The sequence below is a fragment of the Citrobacter sp. 50677481 genome (genome assembly GCF_001463265.1).
In the GTDB taxonomy this organism is placed as follows: Bacteria; Pseudomonadota; Gammaproteobacteria; order Enterobacterales; family Enterobacteriaceae; genus Citrobacter_A; species Citrobacter_A sedlakii.
This window is the reverse complement of record NZ_LNHZ01000018.1, coordinates 38,386-63,360: the sequence shown is the minus strand read 5'-3', so window position 1 is coordinate 63,360 and position 24,975 is coordinate 38,386. Positions and strand designations below refer to the sequence as shown.

The window sequence follows — 24,975 nt, the reverse complement described above, 5'->3', positions numbered from 1 at the left end:
ACGAACGATGCCGGGCGACAGCACCGTGAAAGAACGCATTTATTCTGCCTCCTGTAACCGGTCTGGCCTGCTGTTGGCCACGCTGCCGACGGTGATCATACTGTTGTTGCATCAGCGGCTGGCCTGGGCCGATGATTATTTTGATCCGGCCGCGCTGGAGTTAAGCGATCCGCAGCAAAAAATGGCGGATCTGCATTACTTTGCCAAAGCGGGGGGACAGCAACCAGGAACGTATCCTGTCGGCATCTGGGTCAACGACCAGCAGATCGCGCAGGAGAACATCACCTTTGTCGAGGATAACGGGACGCTGCGGCCAGTCCTTACGGCCGCACAACTGGAGGAATACGGTGTTAACGTTAGCGCGTTTTCCGCTTTCGACCGACTGCGTGAAGGGGAGACTTTTACCCGCATAGAACAGTACATTCCCGATGCCAGCAGCCGGTTTGAGTTCTCGACCCAGCGCCTTAACCTCAGTATTCCGCAAGCGGCGATGAAGATCATGAGCCGGGGCTACGTTGATCCCGCCCGTTGGGATGACGGGATCCCGGCCGCGTTTGTGGATTACACCTTCAACGGTTCGCAAACCCGTCAATCCGACGCTGATGGACGTTCCAGCTATCTGAATTTACGCAGTGGCGTGAATCTTGGCGCGTGGCGGTTGCGCAATATTTCGTCAATGCAGTATGACAAAACTCGCCGCTGGGACGCGCAGAGCACCTGGCTGCAGCGGGATATTCGTTCGCTGAAAAGCCAATTGCGCATGGGGGATACTTACACCAGCGGCGAGGTGTTTGACAGCGTGCCGTTTCGTGGGGTGCAACTGATGTCGAAAGACGACATGCAGCCGGACAGCATGAGCGGTTTTGCTCCGGTGATTCGCGGCGTCGCGCACAGTAACGCGAAAGTAACCCTTTCCCAGCACGGCTATGTGATTTACGAAACCTACGTCTCGCCGGGCGCGTTCGCCATAAAAGATCTCTATCCCACCGCGCAAAGCGGCGATCTGGAGATCAACGTTAAAGAGAGCAACGGTACTGAGCGCCGCTGGACGCAGCCGTTCGCGGCGGTGCCGTTTATGCTGCGCGAGGGGTTAACGACGTACAGCCTCAGCGCAGGGCGGTATCATGCCAGCGGCGATGACAGCCGTTCCCCTCTGTTTATGCAGGGCACGCTTTTTTACGGTCTGCCGGATGAGTTGACACTGTATGGCGGGACGCAACTGGCGGAGGATTATCATGCGGTTGCCCTTGGCGCCGGTCATGGGTTAGGCATTCTGGGCGCGTTGGGCGCGGATACCACCTGGGCGGCTACCGCAACGCCGTCCGGAACACGTTACGCTGGTTATTCGGTACGTGCGCAGTACCAGAAGAATTTCACCGGCACTGGCACCTCTTTCAGTCTCGCCAGCTATCGTTACTCTTCCAGCGGCTTTTATGATTTGAGCGAGGCGGTGACGCTGGAGCGTCGCGACGGACCGCGTTGGAACAAGCGCAGTCGCGAGGAAATCACCCTTAACCAGACTCTGGGCGAGGTGGGGAGTCTTTCCCTTTCTGCCTATGCCCAGGCGTACTGGCACAGCGACCAGCGTGAGCAAACAATGCATGCTGGCTATTACAGCGCCTGGAAAAGCATTTCCTGGAGTCTGGGGTATTTTTACACCCGGTCCGCAGGGCATCAGGAGGCTGACCGTTCGTGGTCATTCAATATGACTATTCCGTTGGGCTGCGCATTGTCCGACAACGCTGTTAGTTACAACACCGCGACGGATAATCACGGCGACACCTCGCACCAGTTGGCGATGTATGGTTCGGTGCCAGGACCGGCGAATCTGAATTACGCCCTGCAACAGGGATACGCCAACCAGGGGCAAGGGAACAACAGCAGCGCCTCGCTGGAATACCACGGTGGCTACGCCACCACGCAAATAGGCTATCGTCGCGATCCTGACAGCAGCCAGCTTACCTGGGGCGCGTCGGGGTCTGTTATCGCTCATCCCCATGGCATTACCCTGGGCCAGAATGTCGGTGACAGCTTCGCCATCGTTCGGGCGCCGGGGGCGACGAACGTTGCGATTCAGAACGGCAATAACGTTCATACCGACTGGCGCGGGTATGCCGTGGTGCCCACGCTGACGCCCTATCACAAAAACGTGATCACGCTCGATTCGGCGTCGTTGTCAGACGATGCCGACGTGGAAATGGAGGGGGCGACGGTGATCCCCGGCGGCGGCGCGGTGGTTGAAGCCCGTTATCAAACCCATATTGGCCATCGCGTACTGTTTACGTTACATCACGGTCGGCATTCGCTGCCGTTTGGCGCCAGCGCACAGGTTCAGGGTGATGAAGGGGCGATGAGCGGTATCGTCGCTGAACGCGGCCAGGTTTATCTGAGCGGCGTTCCCAGCGACGGCGTTCTGGAAGCGCGATGGGATGAGGGCGGCGTGGCGCGTCGCTGCGTGCTGCATTTTCATATTGACGAGTCGCAAGCGCATAAAACGGTCAAGGCTATCTCTGGCCCCTGTCTCTGAATTACGAGGACGTTGTCATGTCAGTTATTATTCGCATCATCACCGGACTGTTGCTGCTGGCGGGAACAGTCAGCCAAAACGCATGGGCGGAAACTTGCCAGGCCAGTACCCGTCAGATGACAATTAACTTTAATAATATTCGTTACTTACCGGCGTTAGGCATCCATATGCAAATGAGCGCCACGATGCAGGCTAACGGCGGCGGTATTCACTTCACCTGCGATCGGCAAAATGCGGCATCGTCTTTGAAGAAGATTGTGTATAACCAGAAGGGACAAAGCATTGCCACGATCAACGGACATGCGGTGTTCAGCGCCTCGCTGCCAGGTATTGGTTATTCATTAAGTTTTCAGTGCGGCGGCGGGCCGCAAACCTTTATTACCGCCGGTTCGTCGACGGTGGTCTGCGACAGTGCAACGCTACCGGCCATGCTGTCGGCGCGTGAGATCACCGTCACCCCGTTCGTCACGTTTTATAAAACGGGCGATATTCAACTGGTGAGTAATAACCACGCCTCCTCCGGCGCGTTGCCGGGGGTGGGCACTCTGACGCTGAGTGACAACGGTAGTGGCAACGGGACGCTGTCCACGCATGACGTGAGCCTCGATCTGGCGGCGATGAACGTGGACATCGGCAACAGCGGCAGCTGTAGCGTCGCGACCGGCAGTATCAAGGTCAACCTGGGGAAAGTGAAGCGGACGGATTTCACCGGCGAAGGGACGACGGGCGGAACGCCGACGGCGTTTTCCATCCCTGTTTACTGCACTGCGCCTGTTGAACTGCGGATCGGCTTTTTTGGTACGCCAGCGGTAAGCGGCAGCCGCGACGCGCTGGCGGTTGTCCGTACGTCGGGCGGCGCGGAGGGGGTGGGGGTCAGACTCAGCTATGGTAATAACGGTGCTGGCGCTCCGGCTGCCGGTACGCGGGTGACGCTCAACGACGCGGTGTCGCCGATCGTGAAGCATATGACGGCCTCCAGCGCATCGGCGGCGACGCCGGTGAATTTTATCGCCCAGTATGTTCAGACCGGCGCAACGGTGACGGCGGGTTCGGCAAATAGCAGCGCGACCTTCGTGCTGGACTACAACTGAGACGACTGGTTAAAGATGATAAGCCGTGATGGTGCGCAACGTTCCCGTCAGGGTGTCAAACACCTCCACGTCTGTTGTCTGAATGGGCATACCGGACGCGCGCAGGCGCTGAATATCGGCGGCGATACGCTGGATGCCCAGCCAGAAAAGTCCGTCGAGCGCGTTTACCGCCAGTCCGCTTTCCAGCGCCAGACGCAGACGATCTTCAGGCTGTTTTGTCTCGCTGGCCACCTGCTGATAAGGCGCGGTAGTAAGGGTTTGATCGTCCATACGGCGAATGCGGGAGGATAAGCGGTAGCGAAACGCGTCCGGGACGCGACTGAGATCGGCGCTGATGCTATAGACCTGCCCGCGACGCTTTTCATTGATCAGCACGCTTTTCTGGGTAAGCGAGAATTCCTTGCGCAGCTTATCGATGAGCTGTGGTGTGCGGGTGAGCAATAAACGAAAGGGCAGTTCGAAGCTGGTGACGTAATCGACATTGAGCAACGCAATCCGGAGCCGTTCTTCAACGCCCGCCTGCTCCTGCTGACACTCTGCCAGAACGTCCTTCCACTGGCTGGCAATACGCGGCGATTCATTGATCTCGGTGAATTGATATTTCTCAATCAGATAATCGATACGCCTGGCCATGTTGCTTTCCTTCCTGTTCGCTACGCATCTCCCCGTGTGGCACAACATAGCATAGAGAAAGCCGCAGAATACAGCGACAAGTCCAGCAAAACGTGTTTAAGAACGCTTAAAAAAATTATTTTATTAATGATTTTTCAATCAGTTAGTTATATCACGCCAGTTAAGACTATTTAATTACGTTATCTGTGGTTCTCCGCATACAATTTGACCATGTCTCGCTAAAGGTGAATTTAACAAGGCAAAAAACTATTTTAATAATGAATTATTAATACGGCAATAAAACTATGGCTATATATATCATAAGCAACGATAATTACTTGCAGGAAGGAATCGTCTTATTAGCAAAAGATGCAGACATGGACATCATGATAGAGACCATACATCATTTGCCTGTTGACCAATTGACGTTTGACGATACGGTTATTTTACATCTACATCTGAATAATAAATGTTGTGCAAAGGATATTCCTCGGCTGAACAAGACATGCAAGCTTATGATTATTCAAAACGCGCAAAAAAATGCCTTAATTTGTGACGCGGATATGATCATCAACGCCAGAGAGTCGCTTTCGGCCCTGATGATGGCGATAACGCGCCTGGTGAACATGAAGAAAAGTAAAGCCATTAAAAATCACCTACTTAACCGGGTAGAGAAGATTATCATTCGTGAGTCGCTGGAAGGAAAAGATATCAATCTGATCGCCAAATCGCTCTCGCTACCGCCTAAGCGGGTATATACCTATCGCAATATCGCCTGTAAAAAACTTGGCGGTAATAAAATTCACGATCTGTTATTAATCAAAGAAAATCTATTGGAAGAAGGTTTTTTGTTTTAATGGCGTCAGCCCTGTGGACAACAGGGCTGTGCCTGAGTGAGGCTATCGCGCGCAATAAAAGAGCGGGCGCTGACCAATGGTGAACAAAAAGCCATGAACGCCCTGGTTGAGAATGGAGTAGCTCACGTTTTTGTCCGGATAGACGTAAAAATCAGGCAGAATATCGGCCAGGAGTTCATCCGGTAAGGTTTCAATAATTTCAAATTTATTGATTCGGGTTGAGTGGAGGTGATACGAATCCTGGTTTTCATTCCAGTCGTATGCAACATCCCGGCGGATCCGGCCTTTGAGCTTACCGTCTTCTAAATAGGTTCCGCTGACCGCCACAATGCCATTTTTGTTGTCCAGCGAGTACATATAGTTCAGCGTAATGTTCGCGCGGACGTTGTTATAAAATACCACCACAGAGGCAGAACATTCTTGTTTATTGTGATATCTGTACATAAACACGTTATATAACGCGCCGACGAGCATTCCGGCAGCTAAAAACACCGCGCTGATCGTTATTATTGTTTTTTTATTCACTTTCGACTCCTCGGAAAGAGAGAGTGATGCAACCTGCTACCGGAGATTTTACGTACTCCTTCCGGCAGACAAAGACCGACAGACCGGGGGAGGTTTTGGATACCGGGAAGTAAACCCAGGGGAACTTTTTGCAGTCGAGCCCTGAACTCAGGATCAGGGACTTAAATCGTGCATAATTGCTTTTATTGTCGTGGCTGTCGTCTTTGGTATAGAAACGGCAGCCCTGAACCTGCTCGACGAAAGCATAATCTTTAAAAAACGGTTTTGTGTCGGTCACATGCCAGAAAAAATGCACGCCGACCGCGCCAATGAGAAACGCTGCGACGATGAGCAAAATGCTGGCGACGCGCGGCAATCTGGCTGTTTCTTTGGCCTGTACCGCGGGTGCGGATGCGGGTTCTGGCTCGTACGGCGCTACAGCTTCCGTTTTATCGTCAACGTCCAGTTCGTCTTCGCCTGCCAGCGTATCCACGGGCGCTTCTGCCATCTGATTCGCCGCGATGCGGGTGATTTTTACGCTTTTATCAATTTGAAAACCTTTACGCGGCACCGTGGCGACCAGAATACGCTCTGTTTCCCCGACGGCGCGCAGGCCGCGACGAACGATAGAGATATTCTGGTAAAGGGTGTTCGCCGGAACCAGCATACCTTCATCTTCCCATACCTTCTTGAAGAACTCCTGCTGGGTAACCACGTCCGGAGACGCTTCGAGCAGCAAAAGCAGACAACGACTGGCGGGCGTTGTCAAAACCACGTTAAGTTCAGGATTTGACACTGAAATTAACTTTTTACTGTCGGGTCTGAATTCAATATTATCGTTGATTATCCAGTACATATATGTTCACGATGGGGGAAGTTAGACAGAAAGATACTTAAGTGTAGATAAAGTCTGAACATAGTATTACATATAAAATATGCGAATACAGTAGTTGGTATCATTTATGAAACTAATGTTTTTATCGCTGTTATTTACATATGTCTCTATTATATAAAGCAATTTATTAACATATGGGATATCCTTTCGTTTATACACATCCATTTCCCATCAGATTATCAACTGCATTTTCTTGACGGAATTGAAATTCTGTTTTAACCACGCGATTTAAGACAAGTTAAAAGGCAGCCAGCGAAGCCTGGGTTTAAAACAGGAATATTGATGAGTTTTTTTGATGGATTTTTGCCTTTTTTGGCGAGTTTTTTGAATGAGTTGTTCGGGGGAGGCGATAAAAATTTATCCGTCAGGGGAAAATTTCTTAATTTCTCTGAAATATCAAATAAAAAATCTTAAATAATCTTATATTTAGATTTTTGTCTGGAAGATGCTGTCTGTGGTGAGGACTTACTCATTCGAAAATTAGAGAGCAAGTAAGGCTATTTCGGCGCTATGCTTAGCAATAAGACGAATAACGAGGCAATGTCATGGATAAAGATCTTCAAGATGCGGGTTACCGTGTCTACACCGGCGAGAAAATTGATGTCTATTTTAATACGGCCCTCTGCCAACACTCGGGAAATTGCGTCCGCGGCAATAGCAGGCTTTTTAACCTGAAGCGTAAGCCGTGGATTATGCCTGACGAGGTGGATGTCCAGATCGTGACGCAGGTTATCGACACCTGTCCAAGCGGCGCGCTGCAATATCGTCATAAGTAGGGGGAAAGATGGAAATAATTGAGGGTCACAATAAATTTTATGTGAATGATGCGCAGGGTAACCAGGTCGCCGAAATTGTCTTTGTGCCGACTGGAGAGCATTTAAGCATTATCGAACACACCGATGTGGATGCCAGCCTGAAAGGGCAGGGCGTAGGGAAACAGTTGGTGGCAAAAGTCGTGGAGAAAATGCGCCGTGAGAACCGTAAGGTGATCCCACTTTGCCCGTTTGCGAAGCACGAGTTTGATAAGACGCGGGAGTATGACGATATACGCGCATGAGAGGGGCGCTGTTACGCAGTGATGGCAGGGCGCGTAACGGGCTAATCTGACCGGGGAGGTCTGTGCTACGGTGTTATCGTCGCGGGCTGCGTGTAGCTCCAGTGGTTGCCCGCGTCGTTAATGATGTCATATATCACAGGAGTACACGGGGGATTGCGCCCTGCGAGCGGAAGCGTCAGCGACGATCGCGGCGTTTGTTTTCTGGACATTTTAATGAGCACCAGGCATGCGCTGATGCTCGTGTACAACGGTCAGGCCGTCTGGATAACGCCAAAATAGCCGTGGATCCCCATATACAGCCCGACCAGCGCTATCAGCGCGCTGGAAAAATAAGGCGCTTTTCTTACCAGCGTACCCATTCCGCTCCAGCGCTTTGCTACCTGATGGACGCTAATCGCAGCCCCTACGCCCACTGTTACCAGGGTTAAGGCCAGCCCAAGGCTAAAACTGAGTACCAGCGTCGCGCCGAGCGTAAATGCCTTTAGCTGAATACAAATCAGCAGAACGGTAATAGCCGCCGGACAGGGAATAAGCCCACCGGTCAGACCAAACAGGATGATCTGCCCATTGCCGACGCTTTTGCCGTGAAAGCGTCGCTCAATGTCTCGGGCATGGGCTCGTTCATGGGCATCCTGGTATTCCTTCGACCCTGCCGTTAACCCTTCCAGCCCGGTGTGATCGTGATGATGGTCGTGATCGTGATGATGGTCGTGATCGTGATGATGGTCGTGATCATGTTGATGGTCATGATGATGGCGATCGTCAGCGTGCTGCATGTCGGCTAACCAACTGCGTTCACCGGACCACGTCCGCCAGAACATCCAGCCCGCGGTTGATAAAATGATGGCCGAGGAAATTAACTGAAGCCAGGGTTCAACGGCGGACGCGGTGAACGCTTTGCTGAGAGTCATGCCGCCGAGGGCAATAAGCCAGACGACCGCCGTGTGGGAAACCGTTGCCGCCAGTCCCAGCATGATGGCCTGTTTGACGGTTCCTTTAATGGCGACAATAAATGCCGCCATCATCGTTTTGGAGTGTCCCGGCTCCAGCCCGTGCAAAATGCCGAGGAGTATGGCGCTGGGAATAAAAAACCATGCGTTGCCTTGCTGAAGAAGCGTTGTGAATTCACCCATGATAATGATTCTTGGTTGACTATTTTCGACGGATTCTACTCCCCCCCAGTACCAAATACTACCCCCCAGTAAATGCGTAATGCTATAATCTTCCTTGTATTATGTTAAGGAGGTGTTGCTATGTCGCACACTATTCGTGATAAACAAAAGCTAAAAGCCCGTACCAGTAAAATCCAGGGGCAGGTGGTTGCGCTGAAGAAAATGCTTGATGAGCCGCACGAATGCGCTGCCGTACTCCAGCAGATTGCCGCAATTCGCGGGGCGGTAAATGGTTTAATGCGGGAAGTGATTAAAGGTCATCTCACAGAGCATATTGTGCATCAAAGCGAAGAAGAAAAGCGTGAGGCGGATCTGGACGTGATCCTCAAAGTACTGGACTCTTATATAAAATAGCCGGGAATCCCGTCCCGGCCCGTCATTCAGCCAAACACCGTGTGCTGATTTCGCTGAACAATATAACGTTCAATATGTTTATAGCCGCTGATCGTTTCCAGTGCCTGAAGCAGACAGATAACGCCTTTCGCATCGGCGTGTTGCCGCAGCGCATCTTCGCAGAGGCGCCGGACCGAGGGCGGAAATGTCAGTTGCTGCAGCGCAGCCGTCAGTTCCTGATAAGCCCGTTCGCCATCCCCCCCATAAAGAAAAATAAGTACCGTGCTCAGCGCGCGCGTTTCTTCTTCGTAATAACTCACTGGTGACTCCCGTCCATTTTCTTCCCTGAGCCTGGACTCAATTACGTCTGTGCAAAGGTCCCGTTGTGCAATCACTCTCTTTCATCAGTACAGAATAGACATTTTTGTCTTCTGAAACGGAATGAGAGTGGATAAACAATGCGTTGATCCGTCCACCCATGCGTTTTTCGATGCGCTGTTTGTAGGCATATACGCTGCGAATATCCATATCAAGCGCCTGGGAAATCTGATGCGGCGTACTGCCCGCGACCATATGGCCCAGGATGGTGAATTCCATCTGCGTCAGGGTATTACCCTTAGTGAACGACAGATGACGCCCGATAAACACCTGACGGATTTTTTCATTCGCCACGTCCAGTCCATCATCATGATAAATGATGGCGGACACCGCAGGATGATATTTCCGCCAATAATTTGCCAGCGACTGCATATTTCTGTCGCTAACAAGGATAATGCCCATGCGGGTACTTGCCAGATATTCAATCCACTCTTTGTCCAAAAACAGGCGTAAAAAGCTGATCGAGAAATCGACAAAAATATACCCACTTAATCTGGCGTTATGATTATTCGCTAAAATACCTTCAATAATGCCTTTATTAAAATAGACGCTTTCTTCAGGCCACATACAAAAACAGGCATTGGCGCAATATTGTAAACGTGGCGATTTCTCTGGCATTATTTTACAGTGCAAAGTACAACTACTACATGTAAGCCTTTTTATTTTTTCATCCAGCCCCATATTGAGAGCCCCCCTATCCGTGATAATTTGATAATTTCATCCGTTTTAAAACATGTCAATACTCTACAAAATGTGTATTCGATAGAGTAAAAATCCTAAACTTACGTTATTGCTATTATTCCTAAAAAAACAATTTTTAGCTTTAGACATAAAAATGCGTTTAGTCTAATTCTGAGCGGTGTTATCCGGTTGCGTAAAAGACGTGCAAAAAGCCATCCAGGAATTTTGCTACATCCACCAGGAATAGTTATATTGCAAAAATGTTGGTTTTATAGCCGCAGATAGCATTTATCGTTAAAAGTTGAGCATCTGTTACAATGTCTGAAGCATTTGTTACATTGTGCTTGTGTTAAATTATAAAGCCTTGTTTATCAGTCTGTTTGTTTTTTAAACCTGAGGCTATGATATCGGGAGCTTCCGCATTACGCATCTAAAATGGTCTTAATTAAGAATTTGTGATCCAGTTAAAACTTAATGCTCTTGATTTATAACAATTTTACTGGAAATTGCATGATCGTGTTTGCACATCTATTATATATAGGGTGATCTCTTTTTAAGATTTTTGTAGCATGATATTCATCATGTAAATGCGAGTATGCACACGGTGCTTGAGAATTCCACACACACAATATGTTACACTATTAATAACCTGGTTGACTTTCACCCGGGTGACCGCTCCTTAACCAATAAAATCACAGAAAAAAGCGTCACGCTGCAAACACCCGCCTGTTTTATTCTTTTATATTTAATTGAAAATGAAGGGGCGGTTATCCCACAAAACCAACTCGTTGAAGTAGGCTGGGGAGAGAAGAACACAATTACGTCAATGAATACGCTATATCAGACGGTTTTAACGTTACGTAATGCTCTTGCGGAAGTGGGGCTTTCACGCGATCTGATTAAAACCATTGCCCGCCGCGGTATAATGATTTCAGCAAATGTTCAATGCATAGATGTTTCTCCTGCGGAAGGCGTGGTAAATGTTGACAGGGAATTACATGCAGAATCTCCCCCCGACAGAAAACGTTCCTTTTTTAAGCTTACATTCATTACCGGGACGCTTTTGGTGTCGACGCTACTGGCCAGCGTCGGGGTTTCGGTGGCGGTATTTACCCCGGCGGAATCCCTTTTTTCCGCTTATACACTTCTTGATGCAACCTCAATATCTTCGTGCACAGTGTTATTACATGGTAAGAGGGCATTAGATACACGGTATGTGCAGTTTATGGGGCGAAATAAAGATATTTGTCATCATCATAGTTTTGTTTTTATTTCAGGGATGAGCAAGGCGAAAAATATTGGCGCTATCGTTTGTCAAACGGATATTCGACTCGATCCCGCCGCGCAATGCACAACCTGGTACTCCATTCATAATGAAAACTAAAACGATCTCGCTGATGTTGGTTATTCTCCTGGTTCTCGCGACCGGGGCGGCTTATTGGTACTCAGAACTGCGCCAGCCACATATTAACTGTAACGGGCGAGTGGTCTGGGAGGTAAATGATGAAATGTTCAAAGGGGATTTGGACTTTCAAATGCAGGGCGGAGAAGGGGTGGTGATTGTGACCGGCGAACTGGTGATGCACAACGATGCGCATTATAAAGTCAGCCGGATAGCCTATTTCACCTATCAGAATGTGCGCGACAATTACATTCTTCATACGAATAAACTGGTACGCTTTCCCACTGATGAGCTATTGCAGACCGCCGGGATCAGAGCGATGCCGCCCATTTACCTGACCGACGATACGACGTTTTCGCTGGTGATAAAGTCGTGGAAGGAAGGATGGGCGTTCTCCACTATCGGCGCGCCCTCGCTGCTGTGCAGTGATGAGGAATAACGGCCCTTGCGGGCCGTCTGAAGCTAGCCGAAAAACATGACCGACACGCAGAGCAGCCCGACAATCAGGGTGATCAGATTGCCCAGTGAGCGATGGGGTTTTAAAGCCGGGATGAGATATGTCGACAGGGTCGGCATGATAAACAGAATCATGGCGATCAGCGGTCCGCTAATGGCATAAATCATTGAGATCGCATTTGGGTTGATGCAGCAAATCACGAAGGTGATGGCGGAAACCAGAAGAATCGACAGCGCGCGGTTGAAGGCGCGGCTTTTCTTCACACCAACTTGCTGTAAACCGGTTCTGACCACTTCGGTCGCCCCTTCAATCACCCCAAAGTAGGTTCCCAGGAAAGACTTCGACATGGCCACCACGGCGACCACGATACCGGAAATCGACAGCCATGCGGGGGCATGGGGCATCATTGATAACGCCGAAAGGATCGTCACGCCTTCTGCTTTCGCCGCTTCTATATAGGAAGGGGGAATAGACAGCAGGCAACTAAAGACAAAGAACAGCACGCTCAGGCAGATGATCAGATACGCGACCTTCATGATTTTTTTGCATTTACCCATGGCCTGCTCGCCATATTTCTCACGTCTGTCGATGGCAAACGTCGAAATAATGGGCGTATGGCTAAAAGCGAAAACCATCACTGGAATGGAGATCCATACCTGATGCAACGTGTGCTGATCAAACGCCATTTGTCCGGTGAGCAGCGAGGGCTGCCAACTGCCGGTCAAATACAACGAGAGAAATAAAAAGTACGCGATAAGCGGGAAAACCAGAAATCCCATTACCCGAATCGTCGCATGACGGCCCATCAGGAAAATCAGGTTCAGGATAAGCACCACGCCAAAACTGACCGCCATCCGCACGCCGGTGTTAATGGCGATATGTTTGGCTAATTGTTCGGTCAGTGAGTTGGTAATGGCGACGGCATAGATCAACACCACGACAAAGAAAGCGATAAAGTACAGCGCGGTGATCAGGCTGCCGATCTTCTTACCGTAATAGTGCGTCACCGCGCCGGTAATGCCTTCGCCCGCGGACGTTTTTGAAGAGAGAATGAACTGACACAACGCTTTGTGCGGCCAGTATGTCAACGGCCAGGCGACCAGCGCGGTGATAAACAGAACAATCGCCCCTGCCGAACCGAGCTGGATAGGCAGAAACAATGTTCCAGCGCCCACGGCCGTACCATATAAGGCGAAGCTCCAGAGCGTTTCTTCTTTTGACCAAATTTTCGACATTATTTGAACGTATCAACTATAAATTAAACAAAAAGAAGCGCAATTTACCATAAATGGGCGTAATGAGTGAGCAGAGAAGGGAAGGGGGTATGGCGGCAGAAACTGCCGGAAGCGCAAGGATCCCGGCAATTCAGTGAATAATCAGGCAGTAACGCGCTGCTGGCGACGCTTCACAATACGCGCGCGCAGGGTGTCATACATCCAGTTGTACAACATGGTATAGGGCAGGAAGAACAGGAAGAAACCGATTTCGAGTGTAAACGCCTGTAGCAGACTGACGCGCAGAACATACGCGACGATACTCACGCCGATCACAATAAATCCGCACTCAAAACCCAGCGCGTGGAGCGCCCGCACTCTGGCTGTGCGTTTGAGCAGATGCGCGGGCCAGACGCGATCAAACAAAGCGTTATAAATGATATTCCAGATCATCGCCGTGGTCGCCAGCAGGATCGTCAATCCTCCCATTTCCAGCACCGAACGCTGCATTAACCATGCGGCTGTGGGCGCGAGGATCGCCGTGGCGATCCCCTCAAAACAGACGGCGTGAAAAACGCGCTCCAGTAGCGATCTGCGTTGAATATCGTTGTGTTGCATACTTCACCTTTTGAAAAACGCCCGGAACAGGGAATGGCGAGCATTTTATCGTTTAATGTGATATCTAAAAGATAGTATCCATCGATAAAGTAGATAGTTCATGCGTTACTCCCCTGAAGCACTGACCGCGTTTGTCGAGACGGTTGCCTGCGGATCGTTTTCCGCGGCGGCGCCAGGCTGCGCAAAAGTCAGTCCACCGTCAGTACAGCGATTGCACATCTTGAGGCCGATCTTGGCATTACGTTGTTCGATCGCACCTCGCGCCAGCCGGTACTTACCGAAGAAGGTAAGAAAGTGCTCGGCTACGTTCAGGCTATCTTGTCCGCCAGCGATCGGCTGGATGAGGTGGCGCTGTCGCTGGCAGGCAAGACCGAAGCGCGCCTGACGTTTGTTCTCTCGGATACCCTGCATCCGGACGTTCTCGAAGCGTTGATGGCGCAGTTTGACCGCCAGTTTCCTCATACGGAATTTGAGTGTCTGATTGGTGAAGATGTCGACGTTATCGACCTGTTGCAAAAAGAACGGGCGCAGGTCGGTTTGACGGAAGCGAAGGATCATTATCCTACCGACATTGGTGCGACCCGCCTGCCGATGCAAACCTGGATGGGCCTTTACGTCGCCGCCTCACATCCCCTGGCCGGTGAGGAAAAAGTTGAGTGGGACAGGTTGCATACCTGGCGCGAGCTGCGGCTTAACACGTATCTGGATAATGGCGCCCAGCTTGCCCGTGGTCCGGTGTGGTCCGCGCCAAACTATCTGTTGTTGCTCAGCATGGCTGTGCAGGGGTTTGGCTGGTGCGCGCTACCTTGTGCGCTTGTTGAAGAGTTTGCGGCGGAAAAACCGCTGGTGCAGTTGGATGTGCCCGGCTGGCCCAAGGCAATCTCAATCGATCTGCTCTGGAATAAAAAATCTCCGCCTGGCGCGGCTGGAAGCTGGTTGAGATACCATCTCCAGCAGGGTGGTATGGGGGCGTGAAGGCGGCAGAAGGATTTCATTTGTGATAAAACTCACCTTTCTTAAACAATCAAGATAACTATTTTTAACAATCCTCTACTATTGCGGTGTTCTTTTGCGCAGAGGTCGTAATGAAAGAGGTTGTGATCGTGGGGGCGTTACGCACGCCCATTGGTTGCTTTCAGGGAACGCTGGCGCGTCATTCTGCCGTGGAGCTTGGCAGTATGGTGGTTCGGGCGTTGATCGACAGCAGCGGCGTAAATGCGCATGCCGTTGATGAAGTGATCCTCGGCCAGGTGCTTACCGCAGGGGCAGGGCAAAACCCGGCGCGTCAGTCGGCAATTAAAGGCGGGCTGTCGAACACGGTTTCTGCTATCACGATTAACGACGTCTGCGGTTCCGGGCTGAAGGCGCTGCATCTGGCGACACAGGCGATCCAGTGCGGTGAAGCCGACATTGTGATAGCTGGTGGACAGGAGAATATGAGCCGGGCGCCGCATGTACTCACCGACAGCCGAACGGGCGCGCAACTTGGCAACAGCCAACTGGTGGACAGCCTGGTGCATGATGGTTTGTGGGACGCGTTCAATGATTATCATATGGGCGTCACCGCCGAAAATCTGGCGCGGGAATACGGTATCAGCCGTGAATTGCAGGACGCTTATGCGCTCAGCTCACAACAAAAGGCGCGCGCGGCGATCGACGCCGGGCGTTTTAAAGCCGAGATCGTGCCGGTGGTAACGCAGCGTAACGGGCAAACCGTGGTTGTCGATACCGACGAACAGCCGCGAACCGACGCCAGCGCAGAAGGGTTGGCGAGGCTCGATCCGGCTTTTGATTTACGTGGCTCCGTGACCGCCGGCAACGCTTCATCGATCAATGATGGGGCGGCGGCGGTGATGATGATGAGCGAAGCAAAAGCTCAGGCGTTAAACTTACCGGTGCTGGCGCGTATACGTGCGTTCGCCAGCGTTGGCGTAGACCCTGCGCTGATGGGGATTGCGCCGGTCTATGCCACTCGCCGCTGTCTTGAGCGGGTCGGCTGGCAACTGGCCGATGTGGATTTAATCGAAGCGAACGAAGCGTTTGCGGCGCAGGCGCTTTCCGTCGGGAAAATGCTGGAATGGGATGAGCGGCGGGTTAACGTCAACGGAGGAGCGATTGCGCTGGGGCATCCTATCGGCGCGTCCGGCTGCCGGATTCTGGTGTCGCTGGTCCATGAGATGGTCAAGCGGAACGCCCGGAAAGGCCTGGCGACCCTGTGCATTGGCGGTGGGCAAGGCGTCGCGTTAGCTATTGAGCGCGATTAACGATTAATTTCATTTCTTTTCCCTTTTTAATATTAATCCCTTTAATGCCGTTATATAAAATGTGACGGCATTCACGCGCATTGTTTTGAAATAAGTAAAATCCTATCCGTAAACATCTGCTGTTTTCGAAACCCATCCTTTATTTTTCAAAGAGACTCTGTTCTATAATAATCAATCGGTTGATAGTTATAAATAATAAAGTAACGCAGGTTATTAAGTGTGGGGTTCTGTAATTTATTGTTTTTATTGTTTATTTATTTAAATTAAATTCCAGGGATGGGTTTTAATTAAATTAAAACGTGACCGTAATCGTTATTTATGGCGTTTGACGGCTTTTTTGTTTGATATTCATCACGCCACGGACGTCCATTTTTTTTGAAACAAATAATTACGATCGCGATCACTAAAATGATGGTGTTAAAAAAATAAAATGCAATTCCATAAAAAAGAAACATCATTTTAATTTGAGGATAGGATATGTTTAAAAAAACTCTGGGCCTTGCGTCATTAATTGGTGCGTCGTTTGCCGCGCAAGCGGTGACTGTCGACTTGCGTCATGAGTATATTGATAGCGGCACCAACGCCGACCGTGTGGCGGTGTCGCACCGTTTCGATAACGGCGTCGGTTTTTCTGTTGAAGCAAAATGGAAATCTGGCGGAGATAAAGCCGATCAGCCATTCTCTGACGTTGTGGGTAACGGCCACGAAGACTCACTGAGCTGGCGCTGGAAGGCGACTGACAATATTGCCATCACTCCGGCGATGACGCTGGAAAGCACCGACAGCCGCACCATTTACAAGCCGAACATTCACGTGCAGTACAGCTTCGAAAATGGATTTTATGTCGCGGCGCGTTACCGTTATGAATACACGCGTTATCCGTCAAGCGATAATAAAGACGATGACAAAGTTAACCGTGGCGATGCGTGGATTGGTTGGGTTATGGGCGACTGGCGTACCGAACTAAACTATGTTTACGCCAAAAGTACTGAAGGCGAAATTCGCAATAACAACAAAACATACTCCAACGAATACAACGCCAAGCTGGCGTATAAATGGGATAAAAACTGGGCGCCTTATGTCGAAGTGGGGAACGTGGGGGTGAAAACCTCTGACGAACGTCAGACCCGCTTCCGTGTGGGCGTCGCTTATTCGTTCTGATTCAGCGGTACCCTCATTGTCTTATTCCCCCGGCGCAGTCAGCCGGGGTTTTTTCGTTATTGCCGGGGGCGCCAGGCATCACCGCGAAATAAACCCATCGAACATTCAGCAAAGTCAGCCATAAAAAAAGCCCTCCAGGAGGAGGGCAAGGCCAGTTACAGAAGCACACAGGTCGCGCCTGCGGAACAGGCGCTCAATCTCACAGTCGCAATAATTCCGGTTGTTCGGGCAGTCTGGCGAGATAAATCGCCGGTTTGCCGTCTTTGTCAGAGCTGAATAATACCGCGCGATCGTCCGGAGTAAACGACGGATGCGGGTGGGTTACCTGGCGGCTGTTAGCGACTGTCGCCCAGGAGGTATCGTGACGGGCAATCCGGAAATAGGCTTTTTTCGCCACGTCAAAGCCGTATAAATAGGGGTCGTTATCAATGGTGTATCCGCCAGTGTCTTTGACGTCTACCGGCGTACCGGAGCCATCGCCGACCAGCAACGTGCCGTCAAAGTTACTCATCAGATGCGAGCAGGCTGGCATTGGCATAATGTCTTCATTGATGCCGGTGTCGGGGTTATAGCTGGAAATTGTGCGTCCCTGCTGCCCTTTCAGATAGGAAACATACACCAACGCGGAGCCGTTTGGCACCCAGAACTCATGGGTGCAGCTTTCGCCTTCTGCATGATCTTTCACTTTGCGGATATTGCTACCCTCTTCGTTAACCAGCCACATCCGCGCGTCGATCAGATCGTGTGGTCCCTCATGGCAAAACGCGACGGTATTGTCGTCAAAGGGGCGATAGATCGGGTGGCCCAGCCAGATCTTTTCTTCATGAATGACCGCGCTTTCTCCACTTCTCAGATCCACCCGCAGCAAGCGACAGTGTGGACCTTTATGGAAAAAGTCGTGGAAGATTTTCCAGTCGTTCAGCGGCGTCCAGTCGCGTTTGGCAATCTCAATGCCGACCAGCTTCGTACAGTCGCTATTTGCCACCCAGGTGCCATAGCCGACCCATTCATCCGGTACGCGATACACTTCACGCTCGGCCAGGGTACTGAGATTGACTTCAAACAGCGTACGATCGTTTTTCACGTAATACAGCGCGCTATCATCCGGAGATAAAAAGCCGCCAAAGGTGTTGTCGCCCGCGCCTTCGGTTAACTGAACGGCCTCGGCTTTTGCAATGTCGAGTAAATAGTAGTTCCAGTGGCCGTCAAACTCCCCAGCGAACAGCAGGTGGCTACCGTCATTAAAGAAACATTTTTGATAAAAGTAGTTTCGGTGACACGTTACTTCCGGTGGGGTCAGACGCGTAACTTCCACGCCTGTATCCGGATCGCGACTGACCTCATAGTTCAGTTTGACCCGCATGCCTTTAGCCATGATGCACTCCTTTTTACCGTGGCGGGGGAAAAGACCCGCAGCAGTACCCAGATTTATGATAGGTTTAAAAAGCGAGTATCAAAATATCAAAACGCTGTTTCATTGTATGTGATTGACAGCGCACTTTACTTCGAAAAAGCAAAAATAAAGCGGATGGATTTCACGGACTTAGGGAATCAACGAGGGGGGTATATTTACCACTCCATATATAGCCTTTTGTTTTTAAATAGGATTTTTCTAAACTGTGACGCAATTTCAGAAAACGAGCGTGATCGCACTTACAATTTTGATAATAACATGCAGAAAAAGTGAAACGATGTTTTATTTGTAATTGAAAAGCCGTTCCCGGAGGGATATCATGAGCCATAATGTAAAACGGAACAGCGTTTCGCTCTCCGTACAGGAATTCCGGCTCGGTTCATACTGGAGGTAAATGTGGACGTAAGACAAAGTATTCACAGCGCGCACGCCAAAACACTGGATACCCAGGGGCTACGCAAAGAGTTTTTAGTTGAGAAAGTGTTCGTGGCTGACGAATACACCATGGTTTATAGCCACATTGACCGCATTATCGTTGGCGGCATCATGCCTGTGGCGAAAACGGTGTCTGTCGGCGGCGAAGTCGGTAAACAACTGGGTGTGACCTACTTTCTTGAGCGTCGTGAACTGGGCGTGATCAACATTGGCGGCGCGGGCACCATTACCGTTGACGGCCAGTGCTACGAAATCGGCCATCGCGACGCGCTGTATGTCGGCAAAGGGGCGAAGGAAGTGGTTTTCGCCAGCGTCGACAGCGCTACGCCCGCCAAGTTCTACTACAACTGCGCTCCGGCACACACCACATACCCCACCAAAAAAGTGACGCCAGCCGATGTTGCGCCGGTCACGCTCGGTGACAATCTCACCAGCAATCGCCGCACTATTAATAAATATTTTGTGCCGGATGTGCTGGAAACCTGCCAGCTCAGCATGGGGCTTACCGAACTGGCGCCGGGTAACCTGTGGAATACCATGCCGTGTCACACGCATGAACGCCGCATGGAAGTGTACTTCTATTTCAATATGGAAGAAGACACCTGCGTCTTCCATATGATGGGGCAGCCTCAGGAAACTCGCCATATCGTAATGCACAACGAGCAGGCGGTCATTTCTCCGAGCTGGTCGATTCACTCCGGGGTGGGTACCAAAGCCTATACCTTCATTTGGGGAATGGTGGGTGAGAACCAGGTCTTCGATGACATGGATCACGTTGCGGTAAAAGATCTCCGCTAGTCGCGGGCGCGTACAACGCCTGTCCGTGACAGGCATGAATAATATTAAGGATTTACAATGATTTTGAATGCATTCTCACTCGAAGGTAAAGTCGCGGTAGTGACCGGTTGCGACACCGGCCTGGGCCAGGGCATGGCGCTCGGCCTGGCTGAAGCGGGCTGCGATATCGTCGGGATTAACATCGTTGAACCGACGGAAACGATCGAACGCGTTACTGCGCTGGGACGTCGCTTTTTAAGCCTGACCGCTGACCTGCGTCAGATCGACGGCATTCCGGCGCTGCTGGAGCGCGCGGTGGCTGAATTCGGTCATATCGATATTCTGGTAAACAACGCCGGTCTGATCCGTCGCGAAGATGCAATCAACTTCAGCGAGAAAGACTGGGATGACGTGATGAACCTGAACATTAAGAGCGTGTTCTTTATGTCTCAGGCTGCGGCGAAGCACTTCATCGCGCAGGGCAACGGCGGCAAAATCATTAACATCGCTTCGATGCTTTCCTTCCAGGGCGGCATTCGCGTACCGTCTTATACCGCGTCAAAAAGCGGCGTGATGGGCGTGACCCGTCTGATGGCGAACGAGTGGGCGAAGCACAACATCAACGTGAACGCGATCGCCCCTGGCTATATGGCGACCAACAATACCCAGCAGTTGCGCGCTGACGAACAGCGTAGCGCGGAAATTCTCGACCGTATTCCGGCGGGTCGTTGGGGTCTGCCAAGCGATCTGATGGGGCCGGTGGTTTTCCTGGCTTCCAGCGCATCTGATTATATCAACGGCTATACCGTCGCGGTTGACGGCGGCTGGCTGGCGCGTTAATCCGTCTGGCGTGAGCGCTGAAACCCTGCCTTCGGGCAGGGTTTTTTTTTATCACTTCGTGAGCATAGTCCATACTCAGATTAGTCATTAATCCATACGCCACACGGGCAGTTTTCATTGTTATTTATTAAAAGCATTAATAATCATAAAGATATAAAATCCAGCCAGATAAACTAATATTTTTGAAAGTGTAATGTCCATCACATAACGCTACTGCGTAGCCATTTCGTCCATGTTTATGCCGTTTCCTGCCTGACACCTCGCTGACGAATACCGTACTTTTTGATCATGTCTTACTCTGTTGTGGCAGGAAAAAATGGTTTCAATCAATAATGACTCTGCTTTAACGCTGCGCGATACGCGCCGCATGAACCTGTTTGTGTCCGTCTCGGCTGCCGTGGCGGGTTTGCTTTTTGGTCTGGATATTGGGGTGATTGCCGGCGCGTTGCCGTTTATCACCGATCACTTTGTGTTGACCAGTCGCCTGCAGGAGTGGGTGGTCAGCAGCATGATGCTCGGCGCGGCGATTGGCGCGTTGTTCAATGGCTGGCTCTCCTTCCGGCTGGGGCGTAAATACAGCCTGATGGCCGGGGCGATCCTCTTTGTCGTCGGTTCATTGGGATCGGCGTTCGCCACCAGCGTAGAGATACTGATCGTCGCGCGCGTGGTGTTGGGCGTCGCCGTAGGGATCGCCTCGTACACGGCGCCGCTTTATCTGTCTGAAATGGCAAGTGAACATGTACGCGGCAAGATGATCAGCATGTATCAACTGATGGTTACACTGGGCATTGTGCTGGCGTTTTTATCCGATACTGCGTTCAGCTACAGTGGCAACTGGCGCGCAATGCTGGGCGTGCTGGCGCTGCCCGCAGTAGTGCTGATCGTGCTGGTGGTTTTTCTGCCTAACAGTCCGCGCTGGCTGGCGCAAAAAGGTCGTCATATTGAAGCCGAGGAAGTACTGCGTATGCTGCGTGATACGTCGGAAAAAGCCCGCGAGGAGCTAAATGAGATTCGGGAAAGCCTGAAGCTGAAGCAGGGCGGTTGGGCACTGTTCAGGGTCAACCGTAATGTGCGCCGGGCGGTGTTCCTCGGCATGTTATTGCAGGCGATGCAGCAGTTTACCGGTATGAACATCATCATGTATTACGCGCCGCGCATTTTTAAAATGGCGGGTTTTACCACCACCGAACAGCAGATGATCGCCACGCTGGTGGTCGGTCTGACCTTTATGTTCGCTACTTTTATTGCCGTGTTCACCGTTGATAAAGCCGGACGTAAACCGGCGTTGAAAATCGGCTTCAGTGTGATGGCGCTCGGTACGCTGGTGCTGGGTTACTGCCTGATGCAGTTTGATAACGGCACAGCCTCAAGCGGCCTGTCCTGGCTTTCCGTGGGCATGACCATGATGTGTATTGCCGGTTATGCGATGAGCGCCGCGCCGGTAGTATGGATCCTGTGTTCGGAAATTCAGCCGCTGAAATGCCGCGACTTTGGTATTACCTGCTCAACCACCACGAACTGGGTGTCGAACATGATTATCGGCGCAACCTTCCTGACCCTGCTCGACAGCATCGGCGCTGCGGGCACCTTCTGGCTTTATACCGCGCTGAACGTGGCGTTTATCGGCATTACCTTCTGGCTGATTCCGGAAACCAAAAACGTCACCCTGGAACATATTGAACGTAAGCTGATGGCCGGTGAGAAGTTAAGAAATATTGGGGTGTGAGGTTATTGCCCGGTGGCGCTGCGCTTCCCGGGCCTACCGATTATTGCAGGCACTGGCGCATGTTTTACATCAATGCACAATTTGTAGGCCGGGTAGGCGAAGCCGCCACCCGGCAGGTTGACATCAACGCATCGCGCGTTTCAGGATACGTTCGGCCTGGCGCTGGAAGTCCGCAGCCGTTTCTTCCACCGTTTTCTGACCGTAGTCGATATACTGCAAAGAGGTGCCGAACTGCGCAACAATCTGCGGATCGTCAAAGTATGGCGATACGGTCAGTTTCGCCGGCAGAGACTGCGCCAGACGCAGGCCCGCTACCGACGGATCGTCCTCTTTGATGGTGCCATCCTGAGTCAGGATCGCGACTGCCGCTTTGCTCAACGGCACGCCGCGCTCCAGTCCCAGCGTCTCGACGCCCTCTTTACTGTTCAGTAAGAAGTTGATCAGCTTCGCTGCGGCTTCCGGGTTTTTGGTGGACTTACCGATTGACAGCATCTGCGCCGGTTTAAAGAACAGACCCGCATCGGTCGCGCCCGGCAGCATCGGGTAATTACCCAGCTCCAGCTTCGCCGGTGGCTTCAGGTTGTCAGAGTATTTGGTGATGGTGGAGTTCCACATATAGGTACCGCCCCATTCACCCTGAATCCACGGCTTCATCTCGTACATGTTACTCTTACCAAATGACGCGTAGTATTTGGTGTCCGGCATCACGTGACTGTCGATCAGCTTTTTATAGGTCTGGAAAAATTCCACCCATTGCGCTTTGCTGTAAGAGAATTTTTTGGTTTTCTCATCGACCGCAGGAATGTTGTATTTCTGAATCATATAAGAATTCAGTAGCGCCAGCGTATCCTGATGCTCAAGCACCACCGGATAATATTGCTTACCCAGTTTACTCTCGAACGCTTTCCCCGCCGCCATCAGTTCATCCCAGGTCTTCGGGTATTCGACACCCGCTTTTTTCCAGGTTTCATCATTAAAATAGAATACGCGGGCGGTCACGGAGATCGGAATGCCGTTCAGCTTGCCGTTCACGGTGGTCGAACGTAATTCTTTCGGATCGAACTGGCTGAGGTCGATCACCTCTTTCATTTTGTTCAGATCGTAGAAGCCGTCACCGGTTTTCGAGAAGATCGGCAGCCAGTTCCAGTTTGTCTGCATCACGTCCGGCTCAGTGCCGCCCGCAATCTGCGTCGTCAGACGCGACAGGTGACCGTCCCAGCCGGTATATTCCGCCTTAACGTTGATATCCGGGTTTTGCTTGTGGAACGCCTCGAGGGCTTTCAACGTCACCTGATGGCGGCCATTGCCGCCCCACCAGGACATACGTAAATCGACGTTTTGCGCCATAGAAGGCATAGCAGTCAGACCCAGGGTAGCGGAGATAGCGGCGCTTAAAAGCACTTTTTTCATTTTTATAACTCCAGTCAGAGAGAGATGTTCTGTTCAGTTTTTGCGTCAAAGATATGACACTTATTCATGTCGAACGTGAAATACACCTTACGATGAAGTCCTTTTTCAATCATCGGCTTAGCTTTATCCGAAGGAATGCGGGCGGTCAGTTCGTAGTCAGACACCTTCAGGTAGACGAAGAATTCATGTCCCATGTTTTCCACGCGTACCATCTCACCGCTGCAACTTCCTTCGGTAAACGGCTCGTCAGAAAGCGCGACAAATTCCGGGCGAATACCGTAAAACACGTCCTGCCCCTGGCTGGCGGAAATTTTTTCCTGCAGCGTTTCGCTCAGGGGCAGCGTTTCGTTGCCAATGGTCAGCGCCAGACGTCCCGTTTCATCCACCAGTTTACTGGGGCGAATGTTCATTTCCGGCGCGCCGATAAAGCCCGCCACAAACATGTTTTTCGGCTTGTGGTAAAGGTTATCCGGCGTATCGACCTGCATGATATGCCCGAGCTTCATCACGCAGATGCGGTCGCCCATGGTCATCGCTTCGGTCTGGTCGTGCGTGACATAAACCGTGGTCGCCGGTTTACCTGATTTCTTTAGCTGCTTGTGCAGGTCGGAAATGCGGATGCGCATAGAGGCGCGCAGCTTGGCGTCGAGGTTCGACAGCGGCTCGTCGAACAGGAATACGTCTGGCTTCTTCACAATCGCCCGGCCAACCGCCACACGCTGCGCCTGACCACCGGAAAGCTGGCGCGGCAGACGGTCAAGCAACTCTTCCAGTTCGAGGATCTTCGCGGCTTCATTCACCTGCGCGTCAATCTGATCTTTTGGCATTTTGCTTAGCTTGAGGCCAAAGGCGAGGTTTTCGCGCACCGTCATGTGCGGGTAAAGCGCGTAGTTCTGGAACACCATCGCAATACCGCGCTCTTTTGGCGCCAGATTGTTAACGATCTTATCGCCGATGCGCACTTCACCGCCGCTAATGGTCTCCAGCCCGGCCAGCATTCGCAGGGTGGTGGATTTGGCGCAGCCGGATGGGCCGACGATCACCATAAATTCCCCTTCGGCGATTTTAAGGTCGATAGCATGTACCGCTTTGAAGCCGTTGGAGTACACCTTTTCCAGTTTGTTGAAAATCACTTCAGCCATGGTATTTC

The 24,975-nt window shown here is 51.3% G+C and carries 25 protein-coding genes and 1 pseudogene; 15 read left to right on the top strand and 11 right to left on the bottom strand.

Going from position 1 to position 24,975, the window contains the following annotated elements:
* Positions 1–7 precede the first annotated feature (7 nt).
* Both APU02_RS05155 and APU02_RS05150 read left to right on the top strand, forming a co-directional pair.
* Positions 8–2,527 carry a fimbria/pilus outer membrane usher protein gene (locus tag APU02_RS05155; RefSeq protein ID WP_060569456.1) on the top strand — a complete coding sequence of 840 codons (2,520 nt, stop codon included), beginning with the start codon at positions 8–10 and terminating at the stop codon, positions 2,525–2,527.
* 17 nt (positions 2,528–2,544) lie between these two features.
* Positions 2,545–3,618, top strand: coding sequence for a fimbrial protein (locus tag APU02_RS05150; RefSeq protein WP_072197075.1), 1,074 nt, complete (start codon positions 2,545–2,547; stop codon positions 3,616–3,618).
* 9 nt (positions 3,619–3,627) lie between these two features.
* On the opposite strand, the gene APU02_RS05145 is transcribed toward APU02_RS05150, so the two are convergent.
* Positions 3,628–4,251: a hypothetical protein gene (locus APU02_RS05145; protein WP_060569455.1), complete on the bottom strand. Its 624-nt coding sequence runs from the start codon at positions 4,249–4,251 to the stop codon at positions 3,628–3,630.
* Between the two features lie 284 nt (positions 4,252–4,535).
* On the opposite strand from APU02_RS05145, the gene APU02_RS05140 reads away from it, so the two are divergent.
* Positions 4,536–5,087 carry a hypothetical protein gene (locus APU02_RS05140; protein WP_042289006.1) on the top strand — a complete coding sequence of 184 codons (552 nt, stop codon included), beginning with the start codon at positions 4,536–4,538 and terminating at the stop codon, positions 5,085–5,087.
* A gap of 42 nt (positions 5,088–5,129) precedes the next feature.
* On the opposite strand, the gene APU02_RS05135 is transcribed toward APU02_RS05140, so the two are convergent.
* Positions 5,130–5,561, bottom strand: coding sequence for a hypothetical protein (locus tag APU02_RS05135; RefSeq protein WP_060569493.1), 432 nt, complete (start codon positions 5,559–5,561; stop codon positions 5,130–5,132).
* A 43-nt stretch (positions 5,562–5,604) separates the two neighbouring features.
* Positions 5,605–6,447, bottom strand: coding sequence for a transcriptional regulator (locus APU02_RS05130; RefSeq protein ID WP_060569454.1), 843 nt, complete (start codon positions 6,445–6,447; stop codon positions 5,605–5,607).
* A 321-nt stretch (positions 6,448–6,768) separates the two neighbouring features.
* Between APU02_RS05130 and APU02_RS27070 the strand changes: the two genes are divergently transcribed.
* The 3 genes from APU02_RS27070 (at position 6,769) to APU02_RS05120 (ending at position 7,543) form a co-directional block, all read left to right on the top strand.
* The gene (locus APU02_RS27070) at positions 6,769–6,900 is read left to right on the top strand and encodes a hypothetical protein (RefSeq protein WP_256380014.1); all 132 of its coding nucleotides are present in this window, start codon (positions 6,769–6,771) and stop codon (positions 6,898–6,900) included.
* A gap of 131 nt (positions 6,901–7,031) precedes the next feature.
* Positions 7,032–7,262, top strand: coding sequence for a 4Fe-4S mono-cluster protein YjdI (yjdI, locus tag APU02_RS05125; protein ID WP_042288998.1), 231 nt, complete (start codon positions 7,032–7,034; stop codon positions 7,260–7,262).
* Between the two features lie 8 nt (positions 7,263–7,270).
* On the top strand, positions 7,271–7,543 hold the full coding sequence (locus APU02_RS05120) for a GNAT family N-acetyltransferase (RefSeq protein ID WP_042288994.1): 273 nt from the start codon (positions 7,271–7,273) through the stop codon (positions 7,541–7,543).
* A gap of 251 nt (positions 7,544–7,794) precedes the next feature.
* Here APU02_RS05120 and APU02_RS05115 read toward each other — a convergent pair whose 3' ends face one another.
* Positions 7,795–8,676 carry a nickel/cobalt efflux protein RcnA gene (locus tag APU02_RS05115; RefSeq protein WP_060569453.1) on the bottom strand — a complete coding sequence of 294 codons (882 nt, stop codon included), beginning with the start codon at positions 8,674–8,676 and terminating at the stop codon, positions 7,795–7,797.
* A gap of 120 nt (positions 8,677–8,796) precedes the next feature.
* Between APU02_RS05115 and rcnR the strand changes: the two genes are divergently transcribed.
* On the top strand, positions 8,797–9,069 hold the full coding sequence (gene rcnR / locus APU02_RS05110; RefSeq protein ID WP_042288990.1) for a Ni(II)/Co(II)-binding transcriptional repressor RcnR: 273 nt from the start codon (positions 8,797–8,799) through the stop codon (positions 9,067–9,069).
* Between the two features lie 26 nt (positions 9,070–9,095).
* On the opposite strand, the gene APU02_RS05105 is transcribed toward rcnR, so the two are convergent.
* Both APU02_RS05105 and APU02_RS05100 read right to left on the bottom strand, forming a co-directional pair.
* Positions 9,096–9,368, bottom strand: a complete 273-nt coding sequence (locus APU02_RS05105; RefSeq protein WP_060569452.1) for a hypothetical protein — start codon at positions 9,366–9,368, stop codon at positions 9,096–9,098.
* 37 nt (positions 9,369–9,405) lie between these two features.
* The gene (locus APU02_RS05100) at positions 9,406–10,107 is read right to left on the bottom strand and encodes a LuxR C-terminal-related transcriptional regulator (RefSeq protein WP_042288985.1); all 702 of its coding nucleotides are present in this window, start codon (positions 10,105–10,107) and stop codon (positions 9,406–9,408) included.
* Between the two features lie 595 nt (positions 10,108–10,702).
* On the opposite strand from APU02_RS05100, the gene APU02_RS05095 reads away from it, so the two are divergent.
* Positions 10,703–11,491 carry a winged helix-turn-helix domain-containing protein gene (locus APU02_RS05095; protein WP_042288983.1) on the top strand — a complete coding sequence of 263 codons (789 nt, stop codon included), beginning with the start codon at positions 10,703–10,705 and terminating at the stop codon, positions 11,489–11,491.
* Complete coding sequence (locus tag APU02_RS05090) at positions 11,481–11,948, top strand: hypothetical protein (RefSeq protein ID WP_060569451.1); 468 nt, start codon at positions 11,481–11,483, stop codon at positions 11,946–11,948. The genes APU02_RS05095 and APU02_RS05090 overlap by 11 nt, the downstream gene beginning before the upstream one ends.
* Before the next feature lie 23 nt (positions 11,949–11,971).
* On the opposite strand, the gene APU02_RS05085 is transcribed toward APU02_RS05090, so the two are convergent.
* Together APU02_RS05085 and APU02_RS05080 are read right to left on the bottom strand one after the other, a co-directional pair.
* Positions 11,972–13,201, bottom strand: a complete 1,230-nt coding sequence (locus APU02_RS05085; RefSeq protein ID WP_042288978.1) for an amino acid permease — start codon at positions 13,199–13,201, stop codon at positions 11,972–11,974.
* Between the two features lie 141 nt (positions 13,202–13,342).
* Positions 13,343–13,798 carry a multidrug/biocide efflux PACE transporter gene (locus APU02_RS05080; RefSeq protein WP_042288976.1) on the bottom strand — a complete coding sequence of 152 codons (456 nt, stop codon included), beginning with the start codon at positions 13,796–13,798 and terminating at the stop codon, positions 13,343–13,345.
* Positions 13,799–13,898: 100 nt separating this feature from the next.
* On the opposite strand from APU02_RS05080, the pseudogene APU02_RS05075 reads away from it, so the two are divergent.
* The 3 genes and pseudogenes from APU02_RS05075 to APU02_RS05065 all read left to right on the top strand — a co-directional run bounded on the left by APU02_RS05075 (position 13,899) and on the right by APU02_RS05065 (position 17,223).
* Positions 13,899–14,773 (top strand): annotated as a pseudogene (locus APU02_RS05075) (LysR family transcriptional regulator).
* Between the two features lie 110 nt (positions 14,774–14,883).
* Positions 14,884–16,062, top strand: a complete 1,179-nt coding sequence (locus APU02_RS05070) for an acetyl-CoA C-acetyltransferase (RefSeq protein WP_060569450.1) — start codon at positions 14,884–14,886, stop codon at positions 16,060–16,062.
* A 477-nt stretch (positions 16,063–16,539) separates the two neighbouring features.
* Positions 16,540–17,223: an oligogalacturonate-specific porin KdgM family protein gene (locus tag APU02_RS05065; RefSeq protein WP_042288972.1), complete on the top strand. Its 684-nt coding sequence runs from the start codon at positions 16,540–16,542 to the stop codon at positions 17,221–17,223.
* Between the two features lie 199 nt (positions 17,224–17,422).
* Here APU02_RS05065 and APU02_RS05060 read toward each other — a convergent pair whose 3' ends face one another.
* Positions 17,423–18,598, bottom strand: coding sequence for an oligogalacturonate lyase family protein (locus tag APU02_RS05060; protein WP_060569449.1), 1,176 nt, complete (start codon positions 18,596–18,598; stop codon positions 17,423–17,425).
* A gap of 435 nt (positions 18,599–19,033) precedes the next feature.
* Between APU02_RS05060 and kduI the strand changes: the two genes are divergently transcribed.
* The 3 genes from kduI to araE all read left to right on the top strand — a co-directional run bounded on the left by kduI (position 19,034) and on the right by araE (position 22,415).
* Positions 19,034–19,870 (top strand): 5-dehydro-4-deoxy-D-glucuronate isomerase, encoded by an 837-nt coding sequence (gene kduI, locus APU02_RS05050; protein WP_042288966.1) that lies wholly within the window; start codon positions 19,034–19,036, stop codon positions 19,868–19,870.
* 57 nt (positions 19,871–19,927) lie between these two features.
* Complete coding sequence (gene kduD, locus APU02_RS05045) at positions 19,928–20,689, top strand: 2-dehydro-3-deoxy-D-gluconate 5-dehydrogenase KduD (protein ID WP_042288962.1); 762 nt, start codon at positions 19,928–19,930, stop codon at positions 20,687–20,689.
* Between the two features lie 316 nt (positions 20,690–21,005).
* On the top strand, positions 21,006–22,415 hold the full coding sequence (araE, locus tag APU02_RS05040; protein WP_060569447.1) for an arabinose-proton symporter AraE: 1,410 nt from the start codon (positions 21,006–21,008) through the stop codon (positions 22,413–22,415).
* Positions 22,416–22,538: 123 nt separating this feature from the next.
* Here the strand turns inward: araE and APU02_RS05035 are convergent, their stop codons facing one another.
* Entirely contained in the window at positions 22,539–23,825 is a 1,287-nt protein-coding gene (locus tag APU02_RS05035) for an ABC transporter substrate-binding protein (protein WP_060569446.1), read from the bottom strand.
* Between the two features lie 14 nt (positions 23,826–23,839).
* A complete protein-coding gene (locus APU02_RS05030; protein ID WP_060569445.1) occupies positions 23,840–24,967 on the bottom strand; it encodes an ABC transporter ATP-binding protein in 1,128 nt (375 codons plus the stop codon).
* Between the last annotated feature and the right edge of the window lie 8 nt (positions 24,968–24,975).